This is a genomic window from Kitasatospora sp. NPDC001539, from assembly GCF_040298565.1.
Taxonomy (GTDB): Bacteria; Actinomycetota; Actinomycetes; order Streptomycetales; family Streptomycetaceae; genus Kitasatospora.
The window spans coordinates 21,009-30,300 of sequence record NZ_JBEPAK010000066.1; the positions used below are offsets into that span (position 1 = coordinate 21,009).

Below are 9,292 nucleotides of genomic sequence, written 5' to 3' on the forward strand. Positions count from 1 at the left end.
GCGCCGCACCGCACCGCACCGCACCGCACCGCACCGCTGGAGTATCACGTGGTCGGGGGCTGGGGCTCGGAGCCGCGAGCGCTCGCGATGGCCGGGTGCCCACCGGGACGGGATCAGGTGCCCGCCGGCTGGACTGCGCCACCGATGCGGCGGTGCAGGACCGGGCGCCGGACGGGCGCCGGGACGAGTGGGGCATGGCACAGCACGAAGCAGACGTCGTCGTCGCCGTTGCTGTCGGCCAGCATGGGGGCCAGCAGGGTGTCGGCCGCGTGGTCGAGATCGTCGGACAGCGTGGAGGAGTGCAGGGCGGCCAGGCCGCGGGAGAGACGGTCGATGCCGGGATCGATACCGCTGTCGCGGCGTTCCACCAGGCCGTCGGTGTAGAGCAGGAGGGTGGATCCCGGCAGGAACGGCGCGGTGTGGTCGGGGAAGGGGCGCTGCACGGGCAGGCCGAGCATGACCCCGGACCGCTCCGCCAGGACGCGGACGCGCCCGTCCGGAGTGCGCAGCAGCGGTGGGAGGTGACCGGCCGCGGCCCAGGTGACGGTGGGCTCGCCGGGCTGCAGACGGGCCACGACGGCCGTCGCGTACAGCTCCTGCTCGACGTGGGGGATGAAGGTGTGCAGACGCGCGAGGAGGGCGCCGGGGCTGTCACCGGCCACGGCGTAGGCGCGCAGTGCGGTGCGCAGTTGCCCCATCATCACTGCTGCGCGCAGGCCGTGGCCGGTGACGTCGCCTATGACGATGGTGGTGCTGCCGTCCGGTTGGGTGAAGGCGTCGTACCAGTCGCCGCCGACGTTCAGGCCGCGGGTGGCGGGGAGGTAGCGGGCGGCGAGGTGGACGTGTCCGGCGGTGGGGAGGTCCGACAGCAGGGCTTGTTGCAGGGCTTCGGCGGTGTCGCGCTGGCGTTCGTAGCGCAAGGCGTTGTCGAGCGCGACGGCGGTGCGGTGGGCCAGTTCGCGGAGCAGGGTCACGTCGTCGTCGGTGAAGGTGTCACCGGGCGGGGTGAGGCTCAGTACTCCGAGGGTGGTGCGGCCGACCGTGAGGGGCAGTTGCAGCGGGGCGGGGTGCGGACTGCCCGTCAGGGCGTCGGGTGTTGCCGGCGGCGGCGTGCCGCGCTCCTGCCGGTCGTCCTGGAGCCGGACGTTGGCGGCTCGGGCGTAGGCGGGGACGAGCAGCTTCCGCAGCGTGGCGATGATGGCGTCGTGGCTGAGTGAGGCGGCCAGTGCGGCACTGGCCTCGGTCAGGAAGAGCAGGCGATGTCGCGCGTCCTCGGCCTGTGCGCGGGCGGCGCGTTCGGCGGCGAGCAGGCGGCGTTGCTCCTTCGCGGCGGTGTCGAGTTCGGCGTGCAGCGCGAGGACGCCCTGGTTGGTGTGGTGGAGTTCCTCGCGGTGGGAGTCGAGGAGCCCGGCCTGCTGGGACAGCCGGGCGAGCAGGTCGGCGATGTCGCGGTCCGTGCTCAGCAGGGCCGTGCCGGGGTCGGCGCCGTTGGTCGCGGCCCTGCGCAGGACGGCGTGGGGCTGGGCGCAGGGCAGGCTCTGTTCCCAGTGGGGTCGGTGGGCGCAGTGGGGTTGGTGGGCGCAGTGGGATCGGTGAGCGCAGTGGGGTCGGTCGGCGCAGTGGGGTCGGTCGGCCGCGGTGGAGGCGTCGCGGACGTGCACGGTCAGGCTCGTGTCGTCGGCGGTGGCCTGCACGAGGACGGGGCCGGTGCTGTCGTCCAGCCGTGCGCCCACGTGGGCGGTCAGGTCGCTCAGGAGGCGCAGGCGCTCCTCGGCCGGGACGTCGGTGAGGGCGTGGTCGAGGGCGGCGCGCACGTGGGCCAAGTCCTTGTGTGCGGTGACGGTCCAGGTCACCGGTACGGGCTCGGTCATGTCGCGACGGTGTCCGGGTGGGTCACGACGGTGATGGTGGTGTCGTCGCGGGCGGGCAGCGCGGCGCTGCTGGCGTCGCGCATGATCACGGCGGCGATGACTGCCGGGTCGTAGCGGCTGAGGTCGGGGGCGTGCGGGGGTTCCCAGCGGCTGGCCAGACCGTCGCTGTGCATGACCAGGACGCTTCCGGGCCGCCAGGGGTGGTGGTGCACCGGTACTCGGGCAGGGCGGTGGGTTCCGGCGATTCCGGGGTGGCTGATCAGGTGGCTCCAGGTGTCGTCGTGGCCGATCCGGCCTCCGATGTTGCCGATGCCGGCGAACTGGACGGTCGCCGTGCGCAGGTCGATCTGCGCCACGGCGACCGCGGCGCCGCGGGTGCCGCGCAGGTCGGCGTCGAGCCGGTCGAGGACTTCGCGGGGGCCGGGTGCTTCGCGGGGGCCGGGTGCTTCGCGATCGCGCAGGGCCGCGACGGCGGTGCGGGCTGCTGCGGCCGCGGCGGGTCCGTGGCCCAGTCCGTCCGCGAGCAGGATGGTGACACGGTCCTGGCCGCCCGTGCTTGACCAGGCGTCACCGGAGATCCTGGCGCCGTCGAGCGCCACGCGCACACCGGCCACGCGCACCGCCGGGGCGGCGAGGCCTGTGGTCGGGCGGACGTTCTTGGCGGTCAGGCGGGCCAGGGCGACCGTGCCGCGGCCAGGGGTGCTGTGGACCTGGAAGGTGTCCGCGATACGGCGGCAGGTGCCCAGGCCGGCGCCCAGGGAGGCAGCGGTGGAGTACCCGTCCTGCAGGGCTCGTTGCACGTCGGGAATGCCGGGCCCGTGGTCGAGGGCGACGATCTGCACGACCGGTTCGCCGTACTGCGGCTGCCCGGCGGGACCGCATGCCACCTCGTCGACGATGATCCGCCCGCCACCGGCGTGCTTGAGCAGGTTGGTGGCCAGTTCGGTGGCCACCAACGCGGCCGCGGCCACGCGTTCGGGGCCCAGGCCGGCCTGCTGCGCGGTGGTCTCGGCTGCTACCCGCACCTCGTGGACCCGGGTGGTGTCCTGTACCGGGATCTCCCACAGCCCCGCCATCACAGGGCCTGCCGGGTCGGGGGCACGCTGCCCTGCCACATGGTGATGGTGACGGTCGTCCCGCGTCCCGGCTCGCTGTCGAGGCGGAAGTCGTGGACGAGGCGCCGCGCGCCGCCCAGGCCGAGGCCCAGGCCTCCGCCGGAGGTGTAGCCGTCGCTCATGGCCTGGTCGATGTCGGCGATGCCGGGGCCGGAGTCGGTGAAGACCAGGCGCACACCCGTGTGCGCGCCCTCACGGACCACGGCGGCGTCCATGTGGCCGCCGCCACCGTGGACGAGTGCGTTGCGCGCCAGTTCACTGACGGCGGTCACGAGTTTCGTCTGCTGCACCAAGGAGAAGCCCGCCTGGGCCGCCATCTGGCGCACCTCCTGGCGGATCCACATCAGATCCATGTCGGAGCGGATCGGCAGGTGGGTCGGAGAACCGCGGTGAGCATCAGTACCGATGGGTGTCATCCAGGCCTCGCTCACCGCGCTCGTGCACGGACGCAGGAGACTCGCGGAGCATGCTCAGCGAGCTTTGCAGGTCCCGGGCCGTACGCACCCCGGGCAGACTCAGACCGAGCTCCACCATCGTGATCGCCACACTCGGACGCATGCCCACCACGATGGTCTGCGCGGCCAGCAGGCCCGCGCCGGCCGCGATCTCGGCGAGTACCCGGCCCAGGAACGAGTCGACGACTTCGACCGCTGAGATGTCGATGATCACCGCTGCGGTGGGATTCTCCGCGACGTGCCGCAGGACGTCGGCCTGCAGTCGCTCCGCACTCGTGTCCTGCAGATCGCCCTGGATGGTCACCAGCAGCGCGTCCTCCAGGCGCAGGACCGGGACCTGGACCTGCGGCAGCCGCGTGAGCCGGTCCGTCATCGCTGCGCGGCCGGTTGAGGCGACGCAGCCACCCCCGCTCCCAGCCCGCGCAGCGCGAAGGCGAGAGCGTCCGCCAGGCTGGCACGGGTGACCACGCCGCCGAGGTCGATGCCCAGGTGCACGATCGTCTGGGCGATCGCCGGACGCACTCCGGACACCACGCACTCGGCCCCCATCAGCCGCGCGGCCGCGACCGTCTTCATCAGGTGCTGCGCCACCAGCGAGTCCACGGTGGGGACCCCGGTGATGTCCAGGATCGCGTACCGGGCCTGCTGGGCCACGATCGCCTCCAGCAGGCTCTCCATCACCACCTGGCTCCGCGCGCTGTCCAGGGTGCCGATCAGCGGCACCGCGACGACGCCGTCCCAGAGCTTGATCACCGGTGTGGCGATCTCCAGGAGCTGCTGCCGCTGACGGCTGATCAGTTCGTGGCCCTCGGTGAGTGCGGTCTCCATCACCACCAGCCGCAACGTGCCCATCAGGACCGTCAGTTCCAGCAGCGCGCCGTGCACCACGGCGTCCGGTTCGCGGTCGAGCTCTGCGCTGAGGTGCTCGACCGCAGGCGAACGCAGTGCGGCGACCTCGGCCGCGATCTGCGCCGGGTTCAGACCGGTGCGCGCCCGGGACGCCGACATCCGCGCCAGTTGCTCGCGCACCGCCTGGAAGCCGGGCGCGTCCACGTCCTCCGTGGCGCCTGCGTCCGCGACATCGGCCAACGCGTCCAGCACGGCCCTGCACGCCTCCACCGCCTCGTCCCGCGACACGGTGAACACCGTACGGAACAGCTGGGCGTCGGCCCAGCGTTGCGCGATCTGCTCACGGCGGCGACGCAGTGCCTCCCCCACCCGGGTCGCCGACGACCACTCGTCCGCGTTCTGCTGCTCCGACACGCGCAATACCCTTTCGTCTGCACCGGCGACGTGGGGACCGCTCCGGCACATCCAGCCGATTGTTGCTGTCCGACAACTGTAGCCGGGATCAGACGTCGTCGGCAGTCACACCCGAGTGCTGAACGTCTCAGAATTCACGAATGGAATGTCGTCCATCACCGTCCGTACCAGTCCAGGCACACCACCAGCGCGTCGTCGTCCGGCATCGGCCGACCGCGGTGGACCGTCAGCTCCCGCAGCACCGCCCTGGGCACCTCCGCCGCCGGCAGCAGTCGGGTGGCCGTCATGGCGCGAGCCAGCGCCTTCTCCCCGTACCGCTCCCCGAGCGGCGAGGCGACCTCGTACACCCCGTCACTGACGAACAACAGCCGGTCCCCGGGTTCGACGCTGAACTCCTGGGCGACGTAGTCGGTCTCCTCGAACATGCCCAGCGGCAGTTGGGCGTCCAGGTCCACCGTCTCCACGCCGCCCTTCGCCGACATGCGCATCATCCGCGGAGAGCCCGCGTCCACCACCCTCACCCGTCCGCTGTCCAGATCGAAGTCCAGCAGGAGCACCGACAGATGGAGGCTCCCCCGGTGCTGGGCGTAGATGGCCTGGTCCGCCAGGGCGGCCTGGTCCTCGATGGAGATGCCCGCACGGCGGGCGTTGCGGAGAGCGTTGATCCCCAGATTGGTCAGCAGGGAGGCCTCGATGCCCTCACCCATGCCGTTGGTCACGTACAGCAACAACTGGTCGGCGGTGGCGGACCAGTCGAAGTTGTCGCCGTGAATGGCGTACGCGGGCTCCAGCTGCGCCCCGATCTGGTATTCCCTGCGGGAACACGAGCGCCCGGGCAGCAGCTGCCACTGCATCTCTGCGGCCAGGGTGAGCCGGCTCCGGCGCCGCGCCTGCAGGTACACGTCGGTGTCCCGCTCGGCGACGATGACCTCGTGGCCCAGGATCTCGGCGATCTCCCGCAGCTCGCCGAGCACGTCGGGCGAGACGCTCTCCTCGGGCAGCGACAGGGTGAGCACCCCCAGTCGGTCACCGCGCACCGTCACCGGCAGGTGCACCCGTGGCCCCTGCTCCGAGGCCTCCACGAACGGCTCCTGGGAGCCGAAGGCGCGGCCTGGGGCGGTATTGTGCACCGAGATCGGCTCGTCGGTGTGCGGCAGGACCGAGACCGGCTGCAGGACGCTCAGCCCATAATCGGCCATGTACAAGTCAACGCACGAAACCGCGTACTGCTCCACCAGCACCTCGCAGAGCGCCTCCAGCAGCCGATGAGGGGCAGCCCGGCGCAGAGCGCGCTCCGCTACATGGAATCTGTTCACGATGATTGCTCATGCCTCTTCTGAAATGGCCGGTCTCGCACATTCAAGGCGCGATGGCCGCGGCCGCGATGCTGCGACGACAACGGGAACGGTTCCGCCGGTGCTACTGGTACAGGCTGACATCCCGGGCCGAGCCTGCCACAGTGTCACTGTGAAACCATCCGAGCGAGAACAGCAGCACGCCGACACGGCGGCGCGCGCCGCCTCGGATGCCGTTGAACTGCTCGAAGTCATGTGGGGGCGGGCCCTCACCGGCCCGGTCTCCGCATCGCAATTGCGCGCCATCTTCATTCTGGAGCACAGCGACGGAATCAACCTGAGAACGCTCGCCGAGGCGATGGATTCCAGTCCGCCCTCGGTCAGCCGGCTGTGCGACCGGCTGGAAGCGATGGGCATGGTCGAACGCACGCCCAGCCCCACCAGCCGACGCGAGGTGCGCCTGCACCTCAGCAAGACCGGGCGCGCACTGGTGGACGAGCTGCGGGCCCGGCGGATCCAGGAGCTGCAGCGCGTGCTCACCCGCATGCCCGCCGGTAAGCGGCAGGCGCTGCTCCAGGGGCTGGAGGCCTTCCGCGACGCCGCCGTCGGGGAACTGTACGAGGCCGATGCGCAGAGCAACGAGGCCGCCCGCACCGCCTGACGATCCCGCCGGGGCAGGAAGCGCGCTCGCGCCGTGCGAACCACCGCGCACCTCCCACTCGACTGTCGCTCTTGTGCAGCACAAGACTGTTGCTTGGCGACTACTGTTGTCAAACGGCAACTGTTAGGACGAGGGGCATCGCGCCCCGAGAGCGACGAGGCCGGCCTGCCAGGCTTCGGACCCGCCGCACCGCCGCCCAGAGCCCGAATTCCTGTACGGTGATCGCGACTGCGGCCACGTCTGCGCCTTGGCGCCGCTCTGCGGCGCAGCGGAGCCTGCGACCAGGACTGCGGACCGCATGCGGTCAGCTCGAAACGCCTTCGCGGCCGCCGTGGTCGGACGCGATAGCAGACGATGCCCCTGCGGTCGAGCACAGCCAACCGCGGGCTTCCGGCCCGCGACCACACGCAGGTACGGCACACCCAAGCTGGTCCGCCGGCCCCCACATGGCGGCGTCTACCCGACGGTTGCGGCCGCCCGCGGCCGACCCGCCCTCGCGTCCGGAAGGCGCACGATCGGTCAGGGGCGGAACGTGGTCGAGTGTGCCTGACCGGTGGGAGCCGGGAGCGGGGAGCCGTCCACGGATCGTCCTGGCGCCGTCGGGGCGGCGACGACCTCCTCGATCTGTTCGTCCTGTTTCACCTCGACGCGAGCGGCCTGCCAACTGGAGAAGTGGCCGACGAAGTTCGCCCACACCGACATCAGGGCGATCCACAGGATGGAAGTCTTCAGTCCGGTGCACACGGTGACGGGGATGAGGATGAACCACACCAGGGTGCACCAGCCGTGGAAAGCACGCAGGAACGCCGGACGGCCGAACAACGCCGAGAACTTGCCCACGGGTCGGTCCTTTCAGGGTCGGGGAGCGTGCCGCCCGGATGCAGGTGTGGCGCCCGGTGGCCGGATCCGCCGTCGGTCGTACCGCCGCGTGGCCGTGGGGCGGCCCGTCCGGAAGCAGGCCGCGGTTCAGGTCCGGGAGGCGACGGCCGCGGGCCGCGGGCCGGCCGGGGACAGGCGCCGGTCAGCCGAGGGCGGGCACGGGCCGCGGCCGCCTCGCGGCGCGGGCGTCGGGATCACTCCCGCCCCGGGTGCCGCGGATTCTTGGTCTCGGCGCCGTGCGCGAAGCCGCCCGCGTCCTCGGCGCTGCGCTGCGGGCCGTCCTGGTGCCCCAGGCGGTCGAGCACGCGCCTGAGATCGGCCAGTAGGAGGTCGGCCAGGTCGTGGCTGAATCCGTTGCGTGCCACGATCCGCAGGACGGCCAGGTCGGTCCGGTTCTTCGGGAAGGTGTAGGCGGGCACCAGCCAGCCGCGCTCGCGCAGCGCGGCGGAGACGTCGAAGACGCTGAACGCGTCGATCCCGTCGCGGACCCGGAAGGCGAAGACGGGCGTCTGGCTGCCGTCGGTGATCAGCTCGAAAGGGCCGAGCTTGGCGATCTCGGCAGCCAGGCGGGTGGCGACGTCGCGGCAGGTCTGCTGGACCCGCCGGTAGCCGTCGAATCCAAGACGCAGGAAGTTGTAGTACTGGGCGACGACCTGGGCACCCGGGCGGGAGAAGTTGAGCGCGAACGTCGGCATGTCGCCGCCCAGGTAGTTCACGTGGAAGACCAGGTCGTCGGGGAGCGCCTGCTCGTCGCGCCACAGCGCCCAGCCGACGCCGGGCATCACCAGGCCGAACTTGTGGCCGGAGGTGTTGATGGAGGCGACCCGCGGGAGTCGGAAGTCCCAGACGAGTTCCGGGTCCAGGAAGGGAGCGATCATCGCGCCGGAGGCGCCGTCCACGTGGATCGGGATGTCCAGCCCCGTGCGCTCCTGGAGGGCGTCCAGCGCGGCGGCGAGTTCGGCCACCGGCTCATAGCTGCCGTCGAAGGTGGAGCCCAGCACCGCGACGACACCGATGGTGTTCTCATCACACAGTTCGACCGCGGCCTCGGGGGACAGGTGGTAGCGATCGCCCTCCATCGGGACGTAGCGGGCTTCGACGTCGAAGTAGTCGGCGAACTTCTCCCAGCAGATCTGCACGTTGATGCCCATGACCAGGTTCGGTCTGGCCGGCTTCGCGTCCGCGCCGCGGCGGTGCTGCCAGCGGCGCTTGAGCGCCAGGCCCCCGAGCATCGCCGCCTCGCTCGAGCCGGTGGTGGAGCAGCCGACGGCCCGGTGGGCGTCGGGGGCGTTCCACAGCCGGGCGAGCATGTTCACGCAGCGTGTCTCGAGCTCGGCTGTCTGCGGGTACTCGTCCTTGTCGATCATGTTCTTCTCGGCGCACTCGGCCATCAGCCGCAGCGCCTGGGGTTCGGCCCAGGTCGACACGAACGTCGCCAGGTTCAGCCGGGCGTTGCCGTCCAGCATGAGCTCGTCGTGCACCAGCTGGTAGGCGGTTTCCGGCTCCATCTCGCCCTCGGGCAGGGCGTGACGAGGGACCCTGACGGGCTCGCGACTGAACACGGGATTGAGTTCCAGGTCGCGGCTGGGTCGGTCGTGGTGCCGGCCTCGCTTGAGCGGCATGCTCGGGGTCCTTCCGTCGGCTGCAGGGGGCGACCGTGCGGCCAGGGGCCGGCCGCACGGTGTGGAGGCGGTGGTCGGCGGTGCCCGTGGTGCGGACACCGCCGACTGGTGCGCTGGGGGCCGCAGGGGCC

The 9,292-nt window shown here is 71.5% G+C and carries 9 protein-coding genes; 1 reads left to right on the forward strand and 8 read right to left on the reverse strand.

Features of this window, described 5'->3' with window-relative positions; all coding sequences use genetic code 11:
- Positions 1-113 precede the first annotated feature (113 nt).
- The 6 genes from ABT247_RS13505 to ABT247_RS13530 form a co-directional block, all read right to left on the reverse strand.
- Positions 114-1,871 (reverse strand): PP2C family protein-serine/threonine phosphatase, encoded by a 1,758-nt coding sequence (locus ABT247_RS13505; protein ID WP_350742181.1) that lies wholly within the window; start codon positions 1,869-1,871, stop codon positions 114-116.
- Positions 1,868-2,986: a SpoIIE family protein phosphatase gene (locus tag ABT247_RS13510; RefSeq protein ID WP_502892443.1), complete on the reverse strand. Its 1,119-nt coding sequence runs from the start codon at positions 2,984-2,986 to the stop codon at positions 1,868-1,870. Before ABT247_RS13510 ends, ABT247_RS13505 begins: the two co-directional genes overlap by 4 nt.
- Positions 2,947-3,339, reverse strand: a complete 393-nt coding sequence (locus tag ABT247_RS13515) for an anti-sigma regulatory factor (RefSeq protein WP_350742183.1) — start codon at positions 3,337-3,339, stop codon at positions 2,947-2,949. The genes ABT247_RS13510 and ABT247_RS13515 overlap by 40 nt, the downstream gene beginning before the upstream one ends.
- Positions 3,340-3,382: 43 nt before the next feature.
- A complete protein-coding gene (locus ABT247_RS13520; RefSeq protein ID WP_350742185.1) occupies positions 3,383-3,814 on the reverse strand; it encodes an STAS domain-containing protein in 432 nt (143 codons plus the stop codon).
- The gene (locus ABT247_RS13525; protein WP_350742187.1) at positions 3,811-4,710 is read right to left on the reverse strand and encodes an STAS domain-containing protein; all 900 of its coding nucleotides are present in this window, start codon (positions 4,708-4,710) and stop codon (positions 3,811-3,813) included. The genes ABT247_RS13520 and ABT247_RS13525 overlap by 4 nt, the downstream gene beginning before the upstream one ends.
- 149 nt (positions 4,711-4,859) lie before the next feature.
- Positions 4,860-6,020 carry a PP2C family protein-serine/threonine phosphatase gene (locus ABT247_RS13530; RefSeq protein ID WP_350742189.1) on the reverse strand — a complete coding sequence of 387 codons (1,161 nt, stop codon included), beginning with the start codon at positions 6,018-6,020 and terminating at the stop codon, positions 4,860-4,862.
- Positions 6,021-6,252: 232 nt separating this feature from the next.
- Here ABT247_RS13530 and ABT247_RS13535 point away from each other — a divergent pair, with 232 nt between their 5' ends.
- Positions 6,253-6,660: a MarR family winged helix-turn-helix transcriptional regulator gene (locus tag ABT247_RS13535; RefSeq protein WP_350742197.1), complete on the forward strand. Its 408-nt coding sequence runs from the start codon at positions 6,253-6,255 to the stop codon at positions 6,658-6,660.
- A gap of 519 nt (positions 6,661-7,179) precedes the next feature.
- On the opposite strand, the gene ABT247_RS13540 is transcribed toward ABT247_RS13535, so the two are convergent.
- Together ABT247_RS13540 and gad are read right to left on the reverse strand one after the other, a co-directional pair.
- Positions 7,180-7,500 (reverse strand): hypothetical protein, encoded by a 321-nt coding sequence (locus ABT247_RS13540; RefSeq protein WP_350742191.1) that lies wholly within the window; start codon positions 7,498-7,500, stop codon positions 7,180-7,182.
- Positions 7,501-7,733: 233 nt separating this feature from the next.
- Positions 7,734-9,161 (reverse strand): glutamate decarboxylase, encoded by a 1,428-nt coding sequence (gene gad / locus ABT247_RS13545; protein ID WP_350742193.1) that lies wholly within the window; start codon positions 9,159-9,161, stop codon positions 7,734-7,736.
- Positions 9,162-9,292: the final 131 nt, after the last annotated feature.

Excerpts from the sequence above, each read along its gene's own strand:
- ABT247_RS13520 (WP_350742185.1), bottom strand. The coding sequence starts at position 3,814 with ATGACGGACCGGCTCACGCGGCTGCCGCAGGTCCAGGTCCCGGTCCTG.
- ABT247_RS13515 (WP_350742183.1), bottom strand. The coding sequence starts at position 3,339 with ATGGATCTGATGTGGATCCGCCAGGAGGTGCGCCAGATGGCGGCCCAG.
- ABT247_RS13535 (WP_350742197.1), top strand. The coding sequence starts at position 6,253 with ATGTGGGGGCGGGCCCTCACCGGCCCGGTCTCCGCATCGCAATTGCGC.
- ABT247_RS13505 (WP_350742181.1), bottom strand. The coding sequence starts at position 1,871 with ATGACCGAGCCCGTACCGGTGACCTGGACCGTCACCGCACACAAGGAC.
- gad (WP_350742193.1), bottom strand. The coding sequence starts at position 9,161 with ATGCCGCTCAAGCGAGGCCGGCACCACGACCGACCCAGCCGCGACCTG.